Genomic DNA, 24368 nt, shown 5'->3' on the forward strand with positions numbered 1-24368 from the left:
TGATGATTTCATAGACGAAGCTTTATCATATGCAAAGCGAAATTTAGAGCAATCCAAAGAAACTTAGAGCAATTCTATGAAGATATTGTACTATTTTTTCATATTTAGTTTACAGAGCCGTATAATCTTTTTCGTCTCATTATATCTAATATTTTTAATCTTTTCAATATTATACTATATAACCTTTACTCATCTTCTTCACATTACTTTATCTCATAAAATACATAGTATTACACTAAGTATAACATAATAATACAGTTCTCTTGTCTAAAAATTCTAGAACAAGAGAACTGTATTATCTATGAAAGTATATCCTTAGTTTTAAATTTATATAAACCTATTACAAAAGCTATAACAAATAATACTATACTGAAGGGATAAATAAGCATACTTGATTCAAATAATCCTCCTCCAGAAGTAGCCATTGCAGGATAGGTCCAAGGGTAAAATATCCAATACTTAGTATTAGCCACAAGGAGTGCAGGAAGAGTAAGACCTATTCCTAATCCTAATGGTACTCCTACATGAGAGAAGCTTATACTTATAATATAAATTATTATCATAATAGGAAAAGATACTATATAGGATAAAAGAGGCTGTCCAATAATCATATCATAGGGAATAGGCCCTGGGGCTTTCACCATCTTTCCTGCTATTAATACACTTACTATGAAAACAAGTATATTTATGAAAACTATACCGCTACCTAAGATAAACTTGCTTATATACATATCCTTTCGTTTAACAGGAAGGGTTAAAGCATATTTCCATCCCCCATTATCATTTTCTACTTTTCCCATAATAGACATAATCAAAGTAATCAATATAGGCAGTAATAGGAAGGAATAGAAAATAACACTTTGTGTATATATTTGGCTCCATATATTTTGGCCTTTTTCTGTAAATAGGTCATAATATCTTAAAAAGTTAGAAGCCCCTTGAAAGACTACAAATGCAGGAGCCAAAGCGGCAATCCATAAAACTTTTGAATGTTTTAATTTTAATATTTCTATTTGTAACATTTTTAACATTATATCTTCTCCTTTATTCCAAAATATCTTTTCTTTTAAAATTAACCACACCAATAAAAAGAAATAGCAGCCCAAAAATTATACCGCCTTGTATTGCTATAGAATTATTTTCTCCTTTCAGTGGTATAGAGTAAAGCATGTGGGCATAGGGAATAAATCTTGCAATAAGTTGAGATTGAGCTAAAAATAAAGATACAATAATCCCCACGAAACCTTGAGCTAGTGAAGCTATAATATTGTTAGTTCGAGAGCTTAACCAAAGTTGTAAACTGATTACTCCTAGAAGAGCAACAAATTGATATATGCCATATTTAAAAAATAAATATATATCTAAGGAGTCAGGAAAATTTAATATTTTTCCCACAAGTATTAGCCCTAAAATATTTAATATAATCATAAGGATACTAAAGATTACTACAGTAATCCATTTAGAAAAATATAATTTATTCTTGCCAATAGGCAAAGTTAAAGTATATTTTAGACCTCCATCTTTATAGTCTACATAATATAATAGTGAGCATATTGTTGTAATGGCCAATGGAAAAGTAATAAACCAAAGAGCTGATAAATGATTTTCTAATAATAAGATTTCCCATGTGTCTAAAAGAACCTGTTTTTTTATAAGATAGTCATATCTTAAATAAACATCTACAAAAGCCAAAAAACTAGTACCCAAAGAAAGCAATACAGCTATGCTCCATGTAAATCCTCTTTTCTGCTTGAGAAATTCATTTTTAATACTGGATAGAAAAACTTTCATTATTTTATTCCTCCTGTTAACTCTAAGAAAATATTCTCTAAACTTTTATTTTCTTCACTAATATGTGAAACTTCAAAGCCTTGAAAAACTAATTCTTTATTGATCAGCCCAGGATTTAAGTCTTCTTTTTTCAAGAATAATCTATCATTCTTTTTATCTACTTCATAATTTTTATCTAATAGATACCTTTCTGCCTCTGATATAGGAGAAACTCCTATACATATTTCAGACTGATTTTTATTTTTAAGTTCTCTAAGAGGTCCTTCAAAAAGGAGTTCTCCTTTATTAATAATTCCTACTTGTGTAGCCATTAACTCTACTTCACTTAAAATATGACTGGATATTAGTACAGTTACCCCCAGCATTTCCGGAAGACTAATTATTAAATCTCTTATCTCATGTATTCCAGAAGGATCTAGCCCATTGGTAGGCTCATCTAATATCAATAATTCCTTATTTCCCAACAGTGCTTGAGCTATTCCAAGTCTTTGTTTCATTCCTAAAGAGAACTTCTTGACTCTTTCATTTTTCCATTTCGTTAAATCTACAATTTTTAGTACCTTATCTATCTCTTTTTTATCTGCATCTAATATTTTTCTAGTTATTTCTAGATTTTCTTTAGCAGTTAAATTGCCATAGTAAGATGGAGATTCTACCATAGATCCCACTTTTCTTAATAGATTTATAGAATGACTCTCCATAGGTTTACCAAATAAATAGGATTTTCCTTCAGTGGGCTTTATAAGTCCTAGAAGCATTCTTATTGTAGTAGATTTTCCAGCACCGTTAGGTCCTAAAAATCCATAAATCTGCCCTTTTTCTACTTTCAAATTAATTTTATTAACGGCGGTAAAATTACTAAATTGTTTCGTTAAATTTTTCGTTTCTATAACATATTCATTCATACTTAAAACCCCTTTTTATTTTTTTGTTAATTCAACTCTATCATTCGGACCTTAAGTATATTTTTAGTCTTCCTTAATTAATCCTTAAATCTGTATAAAAAAATAAGCCTTATTTAATTTATAAGACTTATTTTATAAGACTATAGTTATTTTGGTTCCTTGCCCTAGCTGGCTAGTAACTTGAATAGTACCTCCATGAGCTTCAATAATCTCTTTGGATATAATCATGCCTCGTCCAGAACCTTTTTTATTTTCTTTTAAAAGTTTATCATTATAATTTCTATCAAATAGATGATCAAGTTTTTCTTTAGGTATACCCATACCATTATCCTCAATTAAAATGCAAACTCCATTATCATTAGAAGTCGATATATCAATAATAGTATCTTTAGTATTGTGTATTAGTGCATTATATACTAGATTATTTATTGCCCTAGAAAAAAGATGGGTATCTAAGTCGATGAAAACAGGATTTTCTTTATAAGAAAAATTTACTTTCCTATTCTCATATAATGGATGGTTTAAAATATTAACAATAATTTCTACCATAAAATCATTTAAATTAACTTTTTGCCTTTTTAAAGGAATTAAACTATTTTGCAGTTTATAGGTTAGTTTTAAATCATTTAATAAATTCTCTATATAATCTGTTTTCTCTAATATTATTTTCAAATAATTATCCTTTTCCTCATTAGAAGACATATAATTATCATCTAATAATATTTCTCCATAACCCTTAATAGATGAAAGAGGAGTCTTTACATCATGACAAAAATTTTCTATCCAGTTTTCTCGTATCTTATTTAGATTTTCTTTTTCCATTTTATTTTCTTTTAGTTTGAGACTGAGATTATTTATGCTAGAACAAATATCCTTATATATGCCTTTTTCAGGATAGTAAACATTATAATCCCCACTAGCTAAAATTTTAATGCCATTAATTATTTTAAATAAAGGATTTGTAAGCTTTCGACCAAATAAATAACTTATTAAAATAGTTATGAATAAAGTACTAAATAATGTTACAAATATTGCTTGTTTATATGATTTAAATATCTTAGAAAAATTAAAATAGATTATATATCTTGCTACTAAATCATATGGCAGCCCTATTATATAACTATATTTTAAATCATTATTCTTAATCATGCCTATAAAAATACTGGAATCTCCTATAACACCATTATATTTATAAGCATGTACAATCTCCACAGGAGAATAGTGTGTAGGAGCATTATCAGGTTTAAGATCACTGTATACTTCATATCCATTGTTATCCAGTATTTGCACCCATCCATTATTCTTTTTTAATATTTCAATTCCTTCTTCTGATACATTAGGATTATCATCTTTAAATTCTATGAATTGTAAGAAATCTGAAGCAAATTCTTCTGCTCCCATGGGAGTTGAGTAGATTTCATTGGTATCCCTAGCATTTCTAGAAAGCGTATATTGTCCATATAAAAAATAATTTAAGGAGGAGAAAACTAGCAAGAGAACCATCATATTGACAATAGTTATGGTTATGATAAAGCGTAAGGTTATTTTCCAGTTCATCCACCTATACCTCCTTAGTATTTAATTTGTATCCAAGTCCTTTTATAGTTAATAAATACTTAGGAGAGCTGGGAATATCTTCAACTTTTTCTCTTATTTTTCTTATATGGACCATAATAGTATTGTCATCACCGAAGTAGGGTTCTTCCCATATGGCTTCATATAAAGTCTTTTTACTTAATATATGGTTTGGATATTTTGCCAAATATAATAAAAGTTGATATTCTTTTGCTGTTAAGGACAAAACCTGCCCATTTTTTGATACTTCTTTTTTTCCTTCATTTATGGATATTTGCCCAAATTCAATTATATTATTTTCTATAGTATTTAAATATGCTTTCCGTCTAAGTTGTGCCTTTATTCTATAGGCTACTTCTTTAGGGCTAAATGGTTTAGTAATATAATCATCTCCACCCAAACTTAAACCCAATAATTTATCTATATCATCATTTTTTGCGGATAAAAATAATATTGGGCATAAAGTGATCTCTCTTAAAGATTGGCATACTTGAAATCCATCAATATCTGGAAGCATTATATCTAGAACGATTATATCTGGATTTATTTTTTTACACAGTTCAATGCCCTCATATCCAGATAAAGATTTGTATATCTCTTTAAATCCCTCTTTAATCAATGTTGTCTCTAACAAATCTAATATATCCTTCTCATCATCTACTAAAAGTATTTTTTCTGTTCCTAAAGAATTTATTCCAATCAATTCAATTATCCTTTCTAATACAAATATATTTTAAAATATAGTTATATAAAACAGAGTTTATATCTTCAGTATATATTATTAAAACCTTAAATAAAAGCACAAAAAATCTGATAGAGTATTTCCCTATCAGGCTTTAAATGAATTATTGAATATTTTAATCTAAAGCATCTATAATATACATCCTTCTAAAAAGTCCTTAAAATGATTTCTATTTTAAGAAGCTCTTGGGAATGTTGGATTGCTTGGTGTAAAATCCGGGTCATTGTTTATATATTCTTGAATATATTTTTCTACCTCTACACCTATATTTCTTAGACCTTCATTACCAAACATTACATTGTATTCCAATACATATAATCTATCATCAACTACTGCTACATCAAACCCTGCATGGTTTATGTTTAACTCCCTTGCTATATCCTCCACTAACTTAATTGCTTCTTCTGGCACATTATCATAATCATAAGATGCACCCTTTGCAATATTGTTATGAAATTGGCCTTCTCCTGCAATTCTCCAATAGGAACCTATTACTTGATTTCCTACATAGACTATTCTAATATCTCTGTCTATAGGAAGTCTTTCCTGAATATATAAAATTTCATTATTATCTATATAATATCTAAGTTGTTTCCTATCTTCTACAAGAAAAACTCCTCTTCCCATAGAATTCTTTATTTCCTTAGCAACTAATGGATAACTAAATTCTTCCTCTATTGTTTCTATATTTATATTGTCCTTACCTAATATTTGTGTATAAGGTACATTTTTAGGGAATATAGCTTGTAAAGCCCTAGTTGTCTCAATCTTATTATGCCCAAGTTGGTATGTGCTGATATTTGGAAATATCTTTTTTTTCAGTCCATAGACCAATGTATTCACTTGCCAGTATTCAGGAAATAATATATAATCTGCTTCTTTTATCTTCTCTATTTCCTTGAACATATTTTCAGGTTTAATATAAGTAACTTTGGAAATGCCTATCGTTCTAAAAGGGTTAAATGTGATTAATTTCATTAGACCATCCTCTCTAATATTTGACAAAAATATTTTACTCCGAAAAGATGGTTTTAGCAATATTTTTTTATTGGAAAAATATAAATAATATCCAATAATTACTTTTTTCTCATCTTTCTAATAAAAATTCTATATAGCCATATCAATATGCCATAAGCTAATATTATAATTAATAAGTTCATTATCCTCTCATTCATAGTTCCATCTGCAAATATTACAGGACCTATTCCAAAGAATGATATAAATAAAAATAGGATTATAAATGCTATATGACCTATTACTTTTAACATAATAATCACTCCTTAAAAATAAATAATCACTCTTAGAGTATTATTTATACCCTTAAAGAGTGATTATTATTTAATATTTCTTAAGCTGCAAACTGACTATTATAAAGCTCTGCATAGAATCCACTTTTTTGTAAAAGCTCCTCATGGCTACCTTGCTCTACAATATCTCCATCTTTCATAACAAGTATCAAATCTGCATCTCTTATAGTTGAAAGCCTATGGGCAATTATAAAGCTAGTTCTTCCTTTCATAAGATTCTCCATAGCTTTCTGTATCAATACTTCTGTCCTAGTATCTACAGAAGAAGTTGCTTCATCTAAAATAAGAATCTTAGGATCTGAAAGGATTGCCCTTGCTATGGTTAAAAGTTGCTTTTGTCCTTGAGATATATTATTAGCTTCTTCATTTATTACCATATTATATCCATCTGGCAAAGTCTGTATAAATCTATGGGCATATGCAGATTTGGAAGCTCTTATTACTTCATCCTCTGTAGCATCTAATCTACCATATCTTATATTATCCATTATGCTTCCGCTAAATAACCATGTATCTTGAAGAACCATGCCAAAATTATCTCTTAGATCTTCTCTCGTAAAATCATTTATATCATAACCATCTATGAGTATTCTACCTTCATTTAAATCATAAAATCTCATTAGAAGTTTAACTATAGTAGTCTTACCTGCTCCTGTAGGTCCTACTATAGCAACCTTCTGTCCTGGTTTTATATCTGCTGAGAAATTATTGATTATTATCTTGTCTTCATTATATCCAAACTTAACATTCTCAAATGTTACGCTTCCCTCAACTTCTTCTAGTTTAACAGGTACTTCTGATTCCTTAATTTCTTCATCTTCTCCTAAGAACTCAAATACTCTTTCTGCTGCAGCAACTGTAGATTGCAGTACATTGGATATTTGTGCAACCTGTGCTATAGGCTGAGTAAAACTTCTTATATACTGAATAAATGAAAGTATATCTCCTACTTCTATGGTCTTTCTAATAGCATACCATCCACCTAGAATTGAAACTGCTACATAGCCTATATTCCCAATAAAAGTCATAATTGGCATCATCATTCCAGAAAGAAATTGTGCTTTCCAAGCAGAATTATAAAGTTCTCCATTAATCTTACTAAATTCTTCAATTACTTCGTCTTCTGCATTGAAAGCTTTCATTATATTATGACCACCATAAACTTCTTCTATATGACCATTAACTTGACCAAGAGACTTTTGCTGTGCTCTAAAGTATTTTTGAGATTTCTTAACTACTGTCATGACCAAAATCATAGAAATAGGCAATATCAGTACAGCTGCAATAGTCATTTGCCAAGATATAGAGAGCATCATAATAAGAATACCAACTAAAGTAGTAGCTGAAGTTATTATATTACTCATACTTTGGTTTAATGATTGGCTCACTGTATCTACATCATTTGTGACCCTTGATAATACATCACCATGGGATACACCATCAAAATATTTAAGAGGGAGTCTATTAACCTTTTCAGATATTTCCTTCCTTAAATTATAACTTACCTTCTGTGCTACGCCTGTAACAATAAGTCCTTGTATAAAGGAAAACAATGCAGATATTATATATAGCCCTATTAAAAGTAGAATTATATTCAATATATACTGAAAGTCTATTCCTCCGCCTTCTACTCCGGATATCTTTGATATAATTCCTTCAAATATTTCAGTTGTAGCCTTACCAAGTATTTTAGGTCCTACTATGGAAAAAGCAGTACTTCCAATAGCAAATATCATAACTATAATTAGTTTTAATTTATAGGGTCTTAAATAGTTAAGAAGCTTTGAGAAAGTCCCTTTGAAATCCTTAGGTTTTTCAAATCTACCTCCCATTCCCCCCATTGGGCCATGACCCATTGGTCCTCCTCGCCTCTGATTTTTTACATTTCTTTCACTCATATTGCTAATTCCTCCTCTGATAGCTGGGACAAGGCAATTTGTCTATAAACATCACAATTCTTTAAAAGTTCACTGTGAGTTCCTATACCAACTATTCTTCCTTCATCTAAGACTACAATATTTTCAGCATTCATTATAGTGTTAATTCTCTGTGCAACTATTAGTATAGTTCTATCTTGAATTTCTTCACCCATTGCCTTTCTTAAAGCAGCATCTGTTTTAAAATCTAGAGCTGAAAAACTATCATCAAAGATAAATATTTCTGGTTTTTTAACTAATGCTCTAGCAATTGAAAGTCTTTGTCTTTGACCTCCAGAGACATTAGTTCCTCCTTGAGATATTTCAGAGTAAATTTTATTCTCCTTTTCATCTATAAATTCTTTGGCCTGTGATATTTCTATAGCCTTTAAGACATTTTCATCATCAACACCAGCATTCCTACCATATTTTAAATTACTTTCTATAGTTCCTGTGAATAAAATACCCTTTTGAGGAACATATCCTATTCTTTCTCTTAAATCATGGAGTTTTATATTTCTTATGTCTATACCATCAAGAAGAATCTCTCCCTCTGTAACATCATAAAATCTTGGTATTAAATTTATAAGAGTTGACTTTCCACTTCCTGTACTTCCAATAAAGGCTGTAGTTTCTCCAGGTTTTGCCGCAAAAGATATATCTTTAAGAACATATTCTTCTGCTCCAGGGTATTTAAAACTTACATTCTTAAACTCCAATAATCCCTTTATATCTTTATTCAATTCTTTAGAATTTATAGGATCTTTAATTGTAAGCTCCTTATCCAATACTTCTGAAATCCTCTGTGCTGATACGGAAGCTCTTGGAAGTATTATTGAGATCATTGATATCATAAGGAAGGACATGATTATCTGCATTGTATATTGCATAAATGCCATCATATCTCCAACTTGTATTACACCATTATCTATTTCATGTGCTCCTACCCATATGATTAATAGCATAATGACATTCATAATAAGCATCATAGTAGGCATCATCATAGTCATTACCCTTGATACAAAAAGATTAGTCCTTGTTAAATCATTATTTGCATTGTCAAATTTCTTTTCTTCAAATCTTTGAGTATTAAAAGCTCTAATTACCATCAATCCATTGAGTGATTCTCTCATTACAAGATTAACCTTATCTACAAGCTTCTGTAGCTTCTTAAATCTTGGCATAGCTATGGTAAAGAGAACTATAACTAGTGTAAGGATAGCTATAACTCCTACTGCAATTATCCAAGCCATTGAGGTATTTGTTCTAAGAGCTCTTATAATTCCACCTACTCCTAGAATAGGAGCATAAAATACTATCCTAAGCATCATCATACTAAACATTTGTACCTGCTGTATATCATTTGTACTTCTGGTTATCAATGAAGCAGTTGAAAAATCATCAAATTCTCCATTGGAGAATGCAGTTACTTGTCTAAATACCTTATCCCGTAAATTTCTGCCTAGACTAGCAGATACCCTAGCAGATATAAATCCAACACCTATGGATGCTACCATGCTTAAAAGTGCAATTAGTAGCATTATTCCGCCTATATATAGAATATAATTAGATTGAAACTTATTCATATTTAATCCTATAACCTCATACTCTGATTTAACATAGTTAATAGCGGATTGGTTTATCATAGTTTCTGGTAGGTTTTTAAATTGTTCTTCAATATCACTTTTCATAGCATCAAACTGTTCCTCTGGTAAATTCTTTAATACCATAAAAGGATCTGTTCCCTCTGGAAGATTGGCAAAAGGATTCTTCTCTTTATTTTCTGCAGCGATTCCTTGAGGAGCTTCATTTTCAATTCCCCATATAATAAGCATTGATTTACCTAAAAAGGAATTCATCTCCTCTATGTCTTCCTTAGATTTCGTATTTAAAATATATAAATCTTGTTTTTCTAAAGCAGGATATTTCTCTAAATAATCCTTATATTCTTTTTCTGATAAATTTTCTTTGTTTATAAGTCTGTAGCTACTATCTACAAAAACTTTTTCATTATTACTTAAAAATATTTTAATCTTTTCCATTTCTGAAGCCCTAATTACTTCAGGTGCTACATCTTTTATTCCACTTTGCTGTATTCCTACATTTACTATACTTGACATATAGTCAGGAAGAGCTAATTCAGTACTGGCTTGAAATAAAAGCAACACTATAATAATTACTATGGATATAGTAAATGGCTTAAATTCTTTAAATAACTTTAACATATTTCCCTCCTAAGTCCAATTTATTATTTCTCACTACTTACCTGAAGATTATCTCTAACTTGCAATAATAATCTTCTTAGAATTACTTTCTCCTCTACTGTAAAACTTCCAAAACATTCTTTTTCTAAGTTCCACATCACATCTTTGGCTTTTTTACAAATCTTTTTTCCTTTTTCGGTAATATAAACTCTAGATATTCTTTGATCATCTGTATCTTGTCTACGCTCCACTAAATTTGCCTTCTCCATCCTCTTCAGCATTACCGTTATGGTAGCAGGAGCTACTTTTAATTTATCTGCTAATTCTTTTTGGCTCTGTCCGCCTTCTTTACTTAATATAAAAAGCATAGGGGGTTGCCCTGGATATATTCCTATTTCATCAAGTAGCATGTGAGTACGAATATGGTGGAATCTCAACACTTCCAAGAAAGCAAAATATAAGGAATCTTTATCTATATTCTCCATTTCTCTACCTCCATTTTAGTTAGTCGGCTAAGCATATTATTCATAATACTACTATAATCCTTAATTGTCAATATGTATTTTGTCATATTAAATATATCTTTTTAATATTAGCCGACTAATTAGATTCTTAATCTCATACAATTTTTTGTGATGAATTAAAATCAGCTCAATGACCAAAACCTCCCGCATAAACAGGAGGTTTTTTTAATCCGATACTTGTTCTAATTTATATAGTTCAACAGCCCATATTCCGTCAATTCCTTTTTTAATTGGCTGCACAAGCCTTAGTTCTATGAACTTATTATGACCTTCAAACTCATATCTTATAACTTTGTTATCAATATTATGTTCTATTTTAATTCTATTAGCGTCCTCACTGGAATGCCCTATTGAATCTATAAACTCTAAGGATATAGATAAATAACTGTTTTCCCCTCCATCATCTATAGCTTTTTGTAATTCCTCTAATTTTTCCATGTCAAGTTTAACTGGTATCCATTTTACTTCTGCTGGATTGTTATCAAACTTTCCATCTGAGGCAAATACATACTCACAAATGTTATCTCCCCAAGTAGCTTCTATGCTAAATACTCTACCCGTTGTCCCTATATCACTATCTGATGCAGGGGGATTTTTAAATTTATAAATCCCATTAGTATGATGATTTACAGAAACATCCACAATTGGCAATAGAGATTCTATATAACTTTCTGTTAAATAAGCCATCTTTACTACTACATTATCAGGTTTGGAATCTCCAAAATCAACTGTAATTTCTTCTTCTGGCACTAATCTATGGAGACCTGTTAATATACTTGGCTCACTACTCCAAGCTGCTTGATAGAAAGAAGCTCTATCATAAATCATACCATTCCATTTCGTCTTGAGTATTGTATACACTTCTATTGCTTCAAGGTCTGTTTCGTTAGTGATTATAATTGATGGCGGTTTTGTAGGGATACTAGTCGTTATAGTTTCTTCTTCTATTTTACTAGTAGGATTATAATTATCTTTTCTAACTCCTGAACCTAAATATAATCCTCCAAGTATAACAGCTAAAAGTAAAATCCCTGAGATAAATATAACCATTTTAGACTTTTTATTATAGTTCATAATGGCTATAAGTCTATCCTTTAACATGTTTTTATCCTCACTCATTGTCGCTTGTAGCCTTCCTGAGGAACTTTGGATCTCAGATACTATGGAAATCAGAGTATCTCCATATTCTTGCTTTTCCTTATTGCTTAAATTCTTGATCACAGCCTCATCACAGGATAATTCACATATATGATTAATTTCCTTTCCAATGAAGTGTACCATTGGATTGAACCAATGAATAGATTTAGCTATCATGATAACCCATTTTATCATTATATCAAAACGTCTTAGATGGATAAGTTCATGGAGCAATATATTCTTTAGCTGCTTTTCATTATATTCTCTATCTGGAATTATAATCCTTGGTTTGAATATTCCGATAAGCATGGGAGTACTCACTAATGGATTTCGTAATAAACGAATTTTATTTTTTCCATTAATTAAAGAATTTAATAGTAGATTTTCTTCATCTGTAGCATCTTTGTTTTTTGGCTTTAGATGATTTAAAAATCTTAGATAACCTATTGTATTAATAGTTAAAGTAATTATTGCTCCTAATAGATATATGTAAAATATATGATAACTAAGTCTCTGAAACATGTCCTTAAAGTCTCTATTATGATCGGCATCAAAATTATAAACTCCACTTTTTACATTCTCTTTTACATTGGGAGTCTCAAAGAAATTATTTTGTTTAAAGCTTTCGTTACTAATTGATTGTATTTCTTTTTTAGAAGGTAATTGTGTTTGTATACTCTTATTGTAGAAGACCCTATTCATAATACTTTCTTCAAGGGAAAATGGTAAGATTAGTCTAAATACCACTACAATCCAAACATAATATTGGATAGACTTAGATAGCCTATTCTTTATAAAAGGTTTAATTGCAAATAATATCAATGCTAAAATACTTCCTGATAAAGAAAGAGATAGAATTAGTCTAAGTACATCATTCATCATTTTCACCTACTTTAAACATCTTCTGTAACTCTTCAATATCCTTTTTATTAAGTTTTTTATTATCTAATAGAGATGCTACTAAGTTCTTTGCGCTACCATTATATAATTTATCAATTAAATCTTGAGTCGTATATTCATTATATTCTTCCTCTGTGACTAACGGCTTATAATAAAATACTTCCCTTTTTGTTGCTTGAACTACATCTTTTTTTACAAGTCTACGAAGCAAAGTTTTTATTGTAGAACTTTCCCAATCAGTGCTTTCTTCAAGAGACTTTCTTATATCGGTAATATTGAGCTCCAGACCTGCATCCCATAATACACGCATTACTACAGCTTCAGAATCAGTTATTCTTGATATCATCTTCACCCCTCCAGTTTACATTTGTAACCTTTATTATAGTTTACGCCTGTAACCTATAATTGTCAATATAGATAAGTTGAAATGTTACTGAATTGTAAACTATTTTGTTACTGAATTGTAAACCGCTCTTCGACAATTTCCCCTATAATATTACTACATAGAGGGGGTTGACATAATGAAGAAAATATTAAGTTTCATTCTTTTACTATTTATTACAATTAGCCTAATTAACTATATTAAAAAAGATACTGCTCCTATCTATTCGGATAATTTAATCCTAGAGGAAGAAATGGATACTCCATTGCAAACCAGTATAACAAGAACAAAAAGAAAAGATTTAGGTGAGGTTGAAACTATAATTGAATATGGTGACTATTCTTCACTTGCTGCACATTATCCTATATTTGGTATAGACTCAATCGATAGTACCATTAAAGATATGGTACAAGGTTATATTGACAATTTCTATAGAGAAGTTGAGAATAACATCTCCAATAGGAAGTTGAAATCCGAGTTAAATATAGATTTTGACATGTATATTACACAGGATGATATAGTAAGCTTAAAGTTTTCAATTATGGAGAGTATGAGCTACAATGCTCATCCTAATAATTCAATTCAAACCTTTGTAATCAATTTAGGAAAAGAAGAGTTTGTTTCATTAGATGACATATTTAAAGGTGAATATTTATCAATGTTATCTGAAATAATTATTAATCATTTCAGTGATGATGAAGAGTATAAGGAGTATATAGAAACAGATCTCTTTAAAGAAAAACTAGCTTCTGCTAAAGACAACTTAGATAAGTTTGTTGTACAAGAAAATAGCATAATCCTATTTTTCGAGAAATATGAGCTGTTTGCAGGGTCATTTGGGGAACAAGAAGTAGAGATCTCATATAGGGATTTAAGAGGTTTTTTAAAAAAAGAACTTGAAGATTTAGTTGAGGAACCATTAGATCCAATTGTAGAGGAAAATGACATTGAGAAGCCTAAAGAAATTATAGAGGAAGAAACTAGGATAATTGATCCAGAGAAGCCAATGGTAGCCCTTACATTTGATGATGGACCAAATGGGAAAACTACTATACCTATATTGGATACCTTAGAAAAATATAATTCAGTGGGAACATTCTTTGTATTAGGAAATAGAGTATCCCATAATAAAGAGATTCTAGAAAGAATGATTGCAGAAGGAAGTGAAGTTGGTAATCATACCTATAACCATAAAAAATTAACAAGTCTATCAACAAAAGATGTGGAATGGCAAATAAAATCTACACAGGATATAATATTTGATACTATTTCCATCACACCAAAAGTAATGAGACCAACCTATGGAGCTTATGATGACACTCTGAAATCAACTTTGGATATGCCAATGATCCTCTGGTCAATAGACACCTTAGACTGGAAGTACCGGGATACAAATAGAGTTGTGAAAAGTATCTTAGATAATGTAACTGATGGGGATATAATACTAATGCATGATCTTTATGAAAGCACTGCAAATGCAGTAGAAAAAGTTGTCCCTGAATTAATAGATAGAGGATTCCAGTTAGTCACAGTTAGCGAATTATATGAAGCTAGAGGTAAGACATTGGAAAGTGGTAAAACATATAATCATGTTCATAAAAATAGATAAGGTATTTATAATTAGTGGCATTATATTATTTACTTTTATAGTTTCACAGAGAAGGGTCTTGAACCCTTCTCTTATATTTTAGGATAAAAGCAATCTATGAACTTATCTTCCTTGATATCAGATGGTAATGGAGTTTATAAGGTTAATAATAGAGACAGTTAATAATGGACGACTTTAGCCTTGGGTATACTCTAACAGTCTTTTCTGTTATTGTGAGGAGATCTATAAATATTATAAATATATAACATAAAAACCTTGACTAATTTCCCTCCATGTTATATATTTATAACATAGAGGTTATAAATATATAACATGGAGGAGATAATTATGGAAAAGAAAAAAATTAATTTAGTCACACAATACACATTAAAATCATTGCTAATACTTGGGATATTGATTTTATATGTTGTAAGCAGGGAAAATTTTGGTTTCAAACAATATGAACCTATTATCTCAAAGTTCTATTATATAGGATTAATATTTTATGGCCTTATTGGGTTAATAAGAAAAGAGGAAAAGATTGATGAATCAGCAGAAAGAATATTAGGCAGAGTAAATCAAATATGCTTAAATGTTACTATTACAGGACTAATAATATTAATGATTCTCGTAGGAGCTCCGATGTACAAAGAAGTAAATCTTTCTAGGGATATGATTGGATTATTTATGTTAATTTTATTATTTATAATCACCAGTCTAAAACCAGTTTTATTTCACCATTTTGACAGGAAGGGACTCTAAGATGCCCACTTTAAAAACCAATTTAAAAGAATACAGAGAAAATAAAAATATGAAACAAAGTGAACTTGCAGAATTAGTTGGTGTTCGCCGTGAAACAATCGTGCATTTAGAAAACGGAAAATATAACCCTTCCTTAAAACTTGCTATGGATATTGCAAAGATATTTGGAGTTACTGTAGAAAAGTTATTTGAATTTGTAGACTAAAATTATCATATAAGCAATATATACTTTTCTATTCAATAATTTCTCACGACTGCCTTTTTTCACTATTCTCCCATGATCTATTATCATAATTACACCTATATCCTCATAAGGATATAGGTGTAATTATTGCATTGGCTTTATATCAAATTCAATAATTCCTCCCTTTGGGTTATTATTCTCAGCTTTAATATTTCCACCATGTTTTTCTACTATAGTCTTGGCTATATACATACCTAAGCCAGAATGTCCCGTTGTAAATGAACGAGATTTATCTCCCCTATAAAATTTATTGAAAATATTTTTTAAATCTTCATTACTAAAACCCTTTCCAGTATCCATGATGGAAAATTTTATTTTATCATCTTTACATAAGATATTTAGCTTTATAGACTCACCCTTCTCTGTATATCTAATGCTATTGGACATAATATTATCTAATACTTGCTCTATTGATTTAATATCAAATTTATCTATAAATCTTTTTTCTCTTAAATCTATAATATCTACTTTAAAGTAAACTCCTTTTTCTTGGCATAATAGGTTGTAATCCTTTTCCTTTAACTCTAAAAATTCTATAATATTAATCTCTATAGGTTGTAAAGTAAAATTGGGATTTTCAATATTAGATATTTTATTCATATCCTCTAATAAGGCTAAAGCCCTTTCATTATTTCTTTTAATTACTTCTATATAATCCTTAAACTTATCTCCCTCAATGGCACCATCTATTAATGCTTCTGAATAGGTATTTATAATAGTAAGGGGAGTTTTTAAATCATGAGCAATATTTGCTATATTCTCTTGTCTCTTCTCCTCTAAATCCCATTGTTTTATTAAAGAATCTTTAAGATTAATCCTCATATCTTCAAAAGCATCACAAAGTCTTCCAAGTTCATTATTTTCTTTATAATCTATAGAGAAATCTAAGTCCTTATTCTTAATTTTTTCTGATCCTTCCATCAATAGATTAATAGGTTTTACTAGATTTTTAGCCAATTTTTTGGAGTAAAATATTGTAAAAACCACTATATATAAAAAGGGAATAAATATCATCAAATTATTCAATTTATATAGTAAATAATTATTTATCTTTGGAGTGCTCCTAAGCTGGTATTTTAATATAATTGCACCTTTAATATCATTATCCTTATTAAAAATAGGTACAACTTTAGCAAAGTTATTATTTCCCAATCTTAAAACAGAATTTAAATTTTCATATAGTTTTCTTTTATTTTTAATTAAAGGATTTTTAATACTTCCATATATTAAATTCCCCTCATTATCTAAAACTTGATATAATATTCCTTCACTTGGTACGATTCTATTCATTTGGCCCTCAAATTTTTTATCTAAAACAGCTTCATATTTTTCGTTAATCTCATAGATAATCCTAGACAATTGATTTTCGTAATAATTAGCTGGGTATTGAATATAATCAAAGGTTTTAAACCATATTATAAAGCTTATTATAGATAGGATAAGACTTAAAACAATTATCTTTATAAAAGCTACTATAAATTGATATTTCAAACTCTTATCTTTCATGATTTTACATCCCATTTATAGCCAATACCCCAAACGGTAGCTATATATTGATTATCTTCTTCAATAGCCGAGATTTTAGATCTAATCTTTTTGATATGTTCTGTAACAGTAGAGGTGCATCCCATGCCATCAAATCCCCAGACTCTTTCATATATTTGTTCTTTTGAAAAAACTTGTCCTGGATAAAGAGCTAGGAGTTCTACTATTTCAAACTCTTTTTTAGTAAGATTTAAGTCTTCATCATTAATTTTTACAGTCATTCCCTTTATATCTATCTTTAAGTTTTTAAATTGTAAACAATTTTCAAGTCCTTTATTCACATATCTTTTTTCTCGTCTTAGGTGAGCCTTAACTCTTATAACCAGCTCTTTTAGACTAAAAGGCTTTGTTATATAATCATCTCCACCGATAGCTAAACCCTTTATTTTGTCAGCTTCTGAATCTTTTGCGGATAAAAATAAAATGGGACAAATCACATTGTCACGAATTGCATTACATACGTTAAAGCCATCTATATCAGGCATCATAATATCTAGGATTATTAAATCGGGCTTCTTTTTAGATAATTCAATTCCATCAAATCCATTATATGCAGTTAATACATTATAGCCATTACTTTCCAATACGTCTTTTATTACCATAACAATATCTGGTTCGTCATCGATAATAAGAATTGTTTCCATGATTGCCTCCAATTTTAATATATAAATTTATATAATAAGAAAGACAGAGTATACAATATATATATATGTGCAGGATAAAATATATAAAATAAATGCTTCATAGATTTGCCTTTTTCTCCATTATATAAAAATATAAAAATTAATGCAAAAGCACTCATCCACTCATAATAATCAGTAAACATAAGCTTTAAGCTAATGGGTCTAATATAAGCTAGAGGTAAACCTAACATCCAAGCTAATACAAATATTCCATAAGATATACCTTGCAGTTTTCTGTTTTCTCTAAATATATATAGTATAATGCCCGCTATAATTAAATGTAATCCTCCTTCAACTAATAATGGAGAAGGAATAAGAGTAGATACTAGTAAATAAGCATATGGCATCATTGCTTTTGGCAAGAAATAAAAACTATAGCTTATTATAAATGGTAATAAGATTAAGCCAATACCTTTGAACAACTTTTTCTCTCTTATGCAGTCTATTCCTATAAACATAATAATTAAAATTACAAAGGTTGAAAATATACCATTAGCAGGATAGAATCCATCCCCTCTTTGCAGCTGAGGAAAAATCTGAATTAAATATTTTACAATTCCCATAAAGACAGACATTAAATATATTCTTGTAAAGTATTTTTTCTTATTCGACGTATGAGTATAACCTTCCACCATTGTAAACAAAAACAATCCTGCTGCCAATCTCCCAATCCACGAAAATATAACTGGAACTTTACCTGTAAATTCAAAAAAATAATGAATATGATCAAGTAACATAAATATAAGAGCTAAAAATTTAATTTCAAATCCTGTAAGTCCTTTTTTAGTTTTTTCTAAAGTCATTTTAATTCCTCCTTATAAATTCTATATATAATCTACCATCCAATTATAAAGAATTTATAAAGTTTATATAAAAAATGCTTCTAAAGAATCCTTTTTTAGCCACTGTATAAGCAACTTGCACGAAATTAGAGATTTCGGCAATCTGCTTAAAACTCAATTAAGTCAAATTCTAAAATAAAAAATAGAAAAAAGGAATTAATGAAAATGGATATATTATTGATTAGAAAAATTATTTTTTATGTGAGGTCTATATTGACGAAGGTTTTGGAGTCCATAAAAATAATGGGCAGAAAGTTTTAATTCTTGATTATTATATACCTTGTATCAAGCGTTTTTCGAAATAATATGAATTCAAATAGTCTTGGACTTTAATTTAAAATTGGACCTCTTAGAATCCTATCACTGCTAGTTTACTCTTATGTCAGGCATAATTTAAAAAACCTCCACTATTAAGTTAGTGAAGGCTTCTTATATTGAGTAAAATCTACGGCATTGGATTATCAAATGCAGTAATTGTAATATTGGCCTGAGGTCCTGTTATTGAGAGTCCGACACTGGCACCAGTGAAATTAACAATCCTTAGGGTAGAAGGAGCAGCACCTACTTCAATTATTGCCGAAGATGAAATAATTCCAGTTACTATTGGACTTACAAAAGCTCCATATTCCGATCCATCTATCTCAAGGGCAAAAACAGGGGTTTGGATTCCATCTACTCCATCAATTGCAATGGACCAGTTTATTAAATATGTTCTATTAGGAGAAAGTGTGAATTCACCTGTTGCAGAATTATACGAAATATTATTTGAATAATACTCAAAATTAAATAATATTGGGTCTCCATCTGATATTATTATTTGAGGACTTGTTGAACTGCTCACTAAGGCCTCCATTATTCCTCCTGACAATCCTGCTGGTCCTGTTGGTCCCTGCGGCCCTATTGGTCCCTGTGGACCCACTGGTCCCTGTGGTCCTACTGGCCCCTGTGTCCCTTCTGGCCCTTGTGGTCCTACTGGTCCCTGTGGTCCTACTGACCCCTGTGGTCCTTCTGGTCCCTGTGGTCCTGCTGGCCCTTGTGCCCCCTGCGGTCCCTGTGGTCCTACTGGCCCTTGTGGTCCTGCTGGTCCTTGCGGTCCTTCTGGCCCTTGTGACCCTTGTGGCCCCTGCGGTCCTTCTGGCCCTTGTGACCCCTGTGGACCTGTTGGTCCTGAATGGCAACAAGTACACGGTAAACATGCCCAAAACCAATTATTACACGGACAAGGTTTTCTATATATATTGGAACGATTCGAACGATAATTATTATAAGACCTTGGTATAACATAGGAACTTGATTCTATATCCATATTTTCATGGCAGGACGATTGATTGTTTAAAGTCGTATTTTCTTCAAAATACATAATTAGATACTCCCTCTCTCTTATTTTATCATGACATAAGATTATATTGAGATTGAAAGCTAAACAAAATCAATTTGTTACAATCTTAATAACAATATATGTTAAATTATTTTTCTATGTGACATAAAGTTTATCTGTGAATTACACTTGTGATCCAAGTATATAAATCTCTATTCTTTCGATTTTTATATCCATCTTTGCAGCACTCATTATCTCTATGAAAGATACACCAACTATATTTCTTATTGATTTAATATCATTTTTCGTTGCATTTAGCCTATTACTTATGAATATCCATAATAATGTAAAATAAAGGAGTATGTTAAATAACATACTCCTTCTTACAACTTTATAAGATTGTTTTATTAAATACTCTCGTTGGCAAATTGGCTTTGATATAAATTATAGTAATATCCTTTTCTTTCTAGCAGTTCTTCATGACTACCTTTTTCAACTATCTCTCCATGGTCTATTACCATAATTATATCTGCATCTTTAATTGTAGAAAGTCTATGAGCAATAATAAAAGTTGTTCTATTCTCCATTAGTTTTACCATTGCCTCTTGAATTTTTAATTCTGTTCTAGTATCTACAGAGGATGTTGCTTCGTCCAGTATCAGTATAGAAGGATTAGATAATATTGCCCTTGATATAGCCAATAGCTGTCTTTGTCCTTGGCTTAAATTGGTTCCTCCTTCATTTAGATATGTCTCATATCCACTTGGCAGTTTATTTATAAAATCATCAATTCTTGCGAGTATCGCTGCCTTTTCTATCTCCTCATCTGTAGCATCTAATTTCCCGTATTTTATATTTTCCTTTATAGTTCCCGAGAATAGATAAGTATCTTGCAGCACCATACCGAATATTCTTCTTAAAGTATCCTTTTGATAATCTTTAATATTCACTCCATCTATTAATATCTCACCTTTATCTATATCGTAAAATCCAGTTAAAAGATTGACTATGGTAGTCTTTCCTGCACCGGTAGGTCCCACTAATGCGATATTGGTTCCAGGCTCTACTTGGAAAGATATATTTTTTAAAACTGGTTCGTTCTTTTCATATTCAAATGCAACATTTTTAAATTCTACTTCTCCTCTTATTTCTTTTCCCACTATTGCATTAGGAGAATCTTCCCTTTCTTCCTCTTCATCTAGTATTTCAAAAACTCTTTCAGCTCCTGCTATACCTGATTGTAATGTATTAAATGTATTTGCTAATTCATTTAATGGTCTTGTAAATTGCTTTGAATAAGAAATAAAACTAGCTATAACCCCTACAGAAATAGTTCCTTTTACAGCTAATGCTCCTCCAAATATAGCTATAACTCCAAATCCAAAATTATTTATTACATTCATAAGGGGCATAATATATCCCGACCAAATCTGTGCCTTTACTCCTACATCTCTTAAAATATCATTTTGTTCTTTAAATTCATCTATTACTTTCTCTTCATTGTTGAAGGCTTTTACTACGTGAATCCCTGCTATTGATTCTTCAATATGCCCATTTAATCTACCCAATGTTTTTTGTTGCTCTCTAAATAATAGCTTTGTTTTACTAGCAATCACTTTAGTCATAAAATATACCATGGGTACAGTTATTAAGCTAGCCATAGTCATAAGGGGACTTAAATAGATCATCATGACTAAAGAACCTATTATATTCACTACTGATACCATAAGCTGCACCGTTGTTTGAGATATAGTAGTACTTACATTGTCAATATCATTAGTTAATCTGCTCATAATCTCCCCATGAGTATGGATATCGAAGAACCTAATGGGCAAGGACTGAAGCTTTTCAAATAATTTTTCCCTTAAATTATATACAATTCTTTGGGCTATCCCTGCAACAATATATTCTTGCAAGAATGTAAGGACATTATCCAGTATATATACAGATAATAATATCAATATAATAAATCTTAAGTTTTCAAATTCTACTAAGGACTTTCCCGGAAATATAGCATCTATAGCCTTCCCTATTAAGAAAGGAACAGATATACCTAATAGTCCAGAAGCAAGTATTAATAAAAAAGTTATAAAAAGCTCCTTCTTTTCCACTTTGAAAAAACTCCATAATCTACTCAAGGTATGACTTATATCTTTTGCCTTTTCTGCAGACACTCTAGCAGGGCCTGCAATGCCTGCGGGGCCTGTTCTTCTCTGTCTAGGATCCAAAATCTTCTGCCCCCTTTCCTAATTGAGAATAATAAATATCTTTATATACTTCACAATTTCTCATAAGTTCTTGATGTGCTCCTTGACCAACTATCTTTCCTCTATCCAGTACAAGAATTTTATCTGCATCCATTACAGATGTTATTCTCTGAGCAATTAATATGGTAGTAGTATCCTTTAGATACTCCTTCAATCCTTGCCTTATCTTCCTCTCAGTAATTAAATCTACTGCTGATGTACTATCATCTAAAATCAATATACTTGGCTTTTTTATAAGAGCTCTGGCTATTGATATTCTCTGCTTTTGTCCTCCTGATAGATTTACTCCACCTTGCCCTAAGTAAGTATTATATCCTTCATTGAAGGAGAGAATAAAATCATGAGCATTAGCTATTTTTGCAACCTTTTCTATATCTTCAATTGTTGCATTTTCATCTCCCCATCTAATATTATCTTTTATGGTACCTGTAAATAATAGAACTTTTTGGGGAACTATGCCAACTTTCTCTCGTAAATCGGAGATATCTATATCCTTTACGTCCATACCATCAATTTTTATCTTTCCTTTATCTACATCATAAAATCTTGGTATCAAGTTAATTAAAGTAGATTTACCTGAACCAGTTGAACCAATAATTGCCAAAGTTTCTCCTGGATTTATAAAAAAGTTTATGTCCTCTAATACATATCTACTAGAGCTATAATATTTAAAATATACATTTTCAAATTCCAATCTTCCCTTTACATTATTAAATATAATGGGATTTTCTTTAACAGTTATAGTATTCTCTGCTTCAAATACCTCTCCTATTCTCTCAGCAGAAGCTCTAGCCCTGATAAATATATTCAATATCCTTGTCATCATTATAAGGGAAAATAGGACTTGAGTCATATAATTTACAAAGGCCATTATCTTTCCAACTTCCATTTGTCCACTATTTACCCTCAGACCTCCAAACCATAGAACTAGAACAATTCCTATATTAACCACTAAAGTCACAACAGGATTAAATACTGCAACTACTCTCATACCTTTGAGAGTAATATCTTTCAAATCATCATTTACCTTTCTAAAACGAATTTTTTCATATTCAAATCTATTAAATGCCTTCACGACTCTAATCCCAGCTAGATATTCTCTCATCACTCCATTGACTCTATCCAAGGATTTTTGGATTTTGGTAAATATTGGGTAGGATACCTTTAAATTTAATGAAATAATAATAACAACAATTGGAACAACTCCCAATAATATAAGAGCCATTTTAGGATTCAATAAAAATGCCATTATCACAGAACCTATTCCAAGAACTGGAGCCTTTACGAATATTCTCATCATACCATGGGAAAAGTTTTGTATCTGATTTACATCATTAGTAAGTCTAGTAATTAAAGAAGCATCTTGAAAACCATCTATATTATCAAAGGAAAATCCTTGTATTTTAATATATAAGTCCTCTCGAAGGTCAGCTCCGAAACTTTGACTTACTTTGGAGGAAACAATATTTCTAATGACTGCAAAAGTAGCTCCTAAGGCAGTCATAAAAAACATCAATCCTCCTAATTTAAAAACATAGTTCATATCTCCTCTTTTTACGCCATTATCAATTATCTTTGACATAATAGTAGGTTGAATTAAGTCTCCTGTGGTTTCAAGGATTATAAATGTAAGAGCTATTAGAAATTGCTTTTTATATTTTTTTATATACTTTCCTAAATAACTTATATTCATCTCTATTGCCACTCCCCAACTAGTCTTTATTCTATTATAATAT

Annotated in this window: 22 protein-coding genes; 3 read left to right on the forward strand and 19 right to left on the reverse strand. The window is 30.3% G+C overall.

Features of this window, described 5'->3' with window-relative positions; translation table 11 throughout:
• Positions 1–299: 299 nt before the first annotated feature.
• The 12 genes from KQI38_RS04320 to KQI38_RS04375 form a co-directional block, all read right to left on the reverse strand.
• On the reverse strand, positions 300–1031 hold the full coding sequence (locus KQI38_RS04320) for an ABC transporter permease (RefSeq protein ID WP_216556294.1): 732 nt from the start codon (positions 1029–1031) through the stop codon (positions 300–302).
• 13 nt (positions 1032–1044) lie between these two features.
• Positions 1045–1791, reverse strand: coding sequence for an ABC transporter permease (locus KQI38_RS04325; RefSeq protein ID WP_216556297.1), 747 nt, complete (start codon positions 1789–1791; stop codon positions 1045–1047).
• The gene (locus KQI38_RS04330) at positions 1791–2696 is read right to left on the reverse strand and encodes an ABC transporter ATP-binding protein (protein WP_094901814.1); all 906 of its coding nucleotides are present in this window, start codon (positions 2694–2696) and stop codon (positions 1791–1793) included. Before KQI38_RS04330 ends, KQI38_RS04325 begins: the two co-directional genes overlap by 1 nt.
• A 132-nt stretch (positions 2697–2828) precedes the next feature.
• Positions 2829–4253 (reverse strand): HAMP domain-containing sensor histidine kinase, encoded by a 1425-nt coding sequence (locus KQI38_RS04335; RefSeq protein WP_216556300.1) that lies wholly within the window; start codon positions 4251–4253, stop codon positions 2829–2831.
• A gap of 4 nt (positions 4254–4257) precedes the next feature.
• Positions 4258–4974 (reverse strand): response regulator transcription factor, encoded by a 717-nt coding sequence (locus KQI38_RS04340; RefSeq protein WP_246565581.1) that lies wholly within the window; start codon positions 4972–4974, stop codon positions 4258–4260.
• Positions 4975–5187: 213 nt separating this feature from the next.
• A complete protein-coding gene (locus KQI38_RS04345; protein WP_216556302.1) occupies positions 5188–6018 on the reverse strand; it encodes an ATP-grasp domain-containing protein in 831 nt (276 codons plus the stop codon).
• 71 nt (positions 6019–6089) lie between these two features.
• Complete coding sequence (locus KQI38_RS04350; protein ID WP_216556305.1) at positions 6090–6281, reverse strand: DUF6954 family protein; 192 nt, start codon at positions 6279–6281, stop codon at positions 6090–6092.
• A gap of 80 nt (positions 6282–6361) precedes the next feature.
• Complete coding sequence (locus KQI38_RS04355) at positions 6362–8218, reverse strand: ABC transporter ATP-binding protein (protein WP_216556308.1); 1857 nt, start codon at positions 8216–8218, stop codon at positions 6362–6364.
• Positions 8215–10461 carry an ABC transporter ATP-binding protein gene (locus KQI38_RS04360; RefSeq protein ID WP_216556311.1) on the reverse strand — a complete coding sequence of 749 codons (2247 nt, stop codon included), beginning with the start codon at positions 10459–10461 and terminating at the stop codon, positions 8215–8217. The genes KQI38_RS04355 and KQI38_RS04360 overlap by 4 nt, the downstream gene beginning before the upstream one ends.
• A gap of 23 nt (positions 10462–10484) precedes the next feature.
• Entirely contained in the window at positions 10485–10925 is a 441-nt protein-coding gene (locus KQI38_RS04365; RefSeq protein ID WP_216556314.1) for a MarR family winged helix-turn-helix transcriptional regulator, read from the reverse strand.
• A 204-nt stretch (positions 10926–11129) separates the two neighbouring features.
• Positions 11130–12983 (reverse strand): M56 family metallopeptidase, encoded by a 1854-nt coding sequence (locus tag KQI38_RS04370; RefSeq protein WP_246565599.1) that lies wholly within the window; start codon positions 12981–12983, stop codon positions 11130–11132.
• Positions 12973–13347, reverse strand: a complete 375-nt coding sequence (locus KQI38_RS04375) for a BlaI/MecI/CopY family transcriptional regulator (protein ID WP_216556321.1) — start codon at positions 13345–13347, stop codon at positions 12973–12975. The genes KQI38_RS04370 and KQI38_RS04375 overlap by 11 nt, the downstream gene beginning before the upstream one ends.
• Before the next feature lie 175 nt (positions 13348–13522).
• Between KQI38_RS04375 and KQI38_RS04380 the strand changes: the two genes are divergently transcribed.
• The 3 genes from KQI38_RS04380 (at position 13523) to KQI38_RS04390 (ending at position 15938) form a co-directional block, all read left to right on the forward strand.
• A complete protein-coding gene (locus tag KQI38_RS04380) occupies positions 13523–14992 on the forward strand; it encodes a polysaccharide deacetylase family protein (protein ID WP_216556324.1) in 1470 nt (489 codons plus the stop codon).
• A 327-nt stretch (positions 14993–15319) separates the two neighbouring features.
• The gene (locus KQI38_RS04385; RefSeq protein WP_216556326.1) at positions 15320–15733 is read left to right on the forward strand and encodes a hypothetical protein; all 414 of its coding nucleotides are present in this window, start codon (positions 15320–15322) and stop codon (positions 15731–15733) included.
• A 1-nt stretch (position 15734) separates the two neighbouring features.
• Positions 15735–15938, forward strand: a complete 204-nt coding sequence (locus KQI38_RS04390; RefSeq protein WP_216556329.1) for a helix-turn-helix transcriptional regulator — start codon at positions 15735–15737, stop codon at positions 15936–15938.
• A 123-nt stretch (positions 15939–16061) separates the two neighbouring features.
• On the opposite strand, the gene KQI38_RS04395 is transcribed toward KQI38_RS04390, so the two are convergent.
• From KQI38_RS04395 to KQI38_RS04425, 7 genes are all read right to left on the reverse strand, one after another.
• Positions 16062–17483 carry a HAMP domain-containing sensor histidine kinase gene (locus tag KQI38_RS04395; protein ID WP_216556332.1) on the reverse strand — a complete coding sequence of 474 codons (1422 nt, stop codon included), beginning with the start codon at positions 17481–17483 and terminating at the stop codon, positions 16062–16064.
• Positions 17480–18166: a response regulator transcription factor gene (locus KQI38_RS04400; RefSeq protein WP_216556335.1), complete on the reverse strand. Its 687-nt coding sequence runs from the start codon at positions 18164–18166 to the stop codon at positions 17480–17482. Before KQI38_RS04400 ends, KQI38_RS04395 begins: the two co-directional genes overlap by 4 nt.
• Positions 18167–18180: 14 nt before the next feature.
• Complete coding sequence (locus KQI38_RS04405; protein ID WP_216556337.1) at positions 18181–19008, reverse strand: TraX family protein; 828 nt, start codon at positions 19006–19008, stop codon at positions 18181–18183.
• Between the two features lie 484 nt (positions 19009–19492).
• Positions 19493–20407: a collagen-like domain-containing protein gene (locus tag KQI38_RS04410; RefSeq protein ID WP_216556339.1), complete on the reverse strand. Its 915-nt coding sequence runs from the start codon at positions 20405–20407 to the stop codon at positions 19493–19495.
• Positions 20408–20548: 141 nt separating this feature from the next.
• Positions 20549–20740: a hypothetical protein gene (locus KQI38_RS04415; RefSeq protein WP_216556341.1), complete on the reverse strand. Its 192-nt coding sequence runs from the start codon at positions 20738–20740 to the stop codon at positions 20549–20551.
• A 32-nt stretch (positions 20741–20772) separates the two neighbouring features.
• Positions 20773–22593 carry an ABC transporter ATP-binding protein gene (locus tag KQI38_RS04420; protein WP_216556344.1) on the reverse strand — a complete coding sequence of 607 codons (1821 nt, stop codon included), beginning with the start codon at positions 22591–22593 and terminating at the stop codon, positions 20773–20775.
• Positions 22583–24325 (reverse strand): ABC transporter ATP-binding protein, encoded by a 1743-nt coding sequence (locus KQI38_RS04425; protein ID WP_216556346.1) that lies wholly within the window; start codon positions 24323–24325, stop codon positions 22583–22585. Before KQI38_RS04425 ends, KQI38_RS04420 begins: the two co-directional genes overlap by 11 nt.
• Positions 24326–24368: the final 43 nt, after the last annotated feature.

Origin of the sequence: Tissierella carlieri (genome assembly GCF_018917285.1) — a bacterium.
Lineage (GTDB): Bacteria > Bacillota > Clostridia > Tissierellales > Tissierellaceae > Tissierella > Tissierella carlieri.

Bases quoted from the DNA above. Each gene is read 5' to 3' on its own strand.
- KQI38_RS04320 (WP_216556294.1), bottom strand. From the start codon at position 1,031: ATGTTAAAAATGTTACAAATAGAAATATTAAAATTAAAACATTCAAAA.
- KQI38_RS04325 (WP_216556297.1), bottom strand. From the start codon at position 1,791: ATGAAAGTTTTTCTATCCAGTATTAAAAATGAATTTCTCAAGCAGAAA.
- KQI38_RS04330 (WP_094901814.1), bottom strand. From the start codon at position 2,696: ATGAATGAATATGTTATAGAAACGAAAAATTTAACGAAACAATTTAGT.
- KQI38_RS04335 (WP_216556300.1), bottom strand. From the start codon at position 4,253: ATGAACTGGAAAATAACCTTACGCTTTATCATAACCATAACTATTGTC.
- KQI38_RS04350 (WP_216556305.1), bottom strand. From the start codon at position 6,281: ATGTTAAAAGTAATAGGTCATATAGCATTTATAATCCTATTTTTATTT.
- KQI38_RS04355 (WP_216556308.1), bottom strand. From the start codon at position 8,218: ATGAGTGAAAGAAATGTAAAAAATCAGAGGCGAGGAGGACCAATGGGT.
- KQI38_RS04360 (WP_216556311.1), bottom strand. From the start codon at position 10,461: ATGTTAAAGTTATTTAAAGAATTTAAGCCATTTACTATATCCATAGTA.
- KQI38_RS04365 (WP_216556314.1), bottom strand. From the start codon at position 10,925: ATGGAGAATATAGATAAAGATTCCTTATATTTTGCTTTCTTGGAAGTG.
- KQI38_RS04370 (WP_246565599.1), bottom strand. From the start codon at position 12,983: ATGATGAATGATGTACTTAGACTAATTCTATCTCTTTCTTTATCAGGA.
- KQI38_RS04375 (WP_216556321.1), bottom strand. From the start codon at position 13,347: ATGATATCAAGAATAACTGATTCTGAAGCTGTAGTAATGCGTGTATTA.
- KQI38_RS04380 (WP_216556324.1), top strand. From the start codon at position 13,523: ATGAAGAAAATATTAAGTTTCATTCTTTTACTATTTATTACAATTAGC.
- KQI38_RS04385 (WP_216556326.1), top strand. From the start codon at position 15,320: ATGGAAAAGAAAAAAATTAATTTAGTCACACAATACACATTAAAATCA.
- KQI38_RS04390 (WP_216556329.1), top strand. From the start codon at position 15,735: ATGCCCACTTTAAAAACCAATTTAAAAGAATACAGAGAAAATAAAAAT.
- KQI38_RS04395 (WP_216556332.1), bottom strand. From the start codon at position 17,483: ATGAAAGATAAGAGTTTGAAATATCAATTTATAGTAGCTTTTATAAAG.
- KQI38_RS04400 (WP_216556335.1), bottom strand. From the start codon at position 18,166: ATGGAAACAATTCTTATTATCGATGACGAACCAGATATTGTTATGGTA.
- KQI38_RS04405 (WP_216556337.1), bottom strand. From the start codon at position 19,008: ATGACTTTAGAAAAAACTAAAAAAGGACTTACAGGATTTGAAATTAAA.
- KQI38_RS04410 (WP_216556339.1), bottom strand. From the start codon at position 20,407: ATGTATTTTGAAGAAAATACGACTTTAAACAATCAATCGTCCTGCCAT.
- KQI38_RS04415 (WP_216556341.1), bottom strand. From the start codon at position 20,740: ATGTTATTTAACATACTCCTTTATTTTACATTATTATGGATATTCATA.
- KQI38_RS04425 (WP_216556346.1), bottom strand. From the start codon at position 24,325: ATGAATATAAGTTATTTAGGAAAGTATATAAAAAAATATAAAAAGCAA.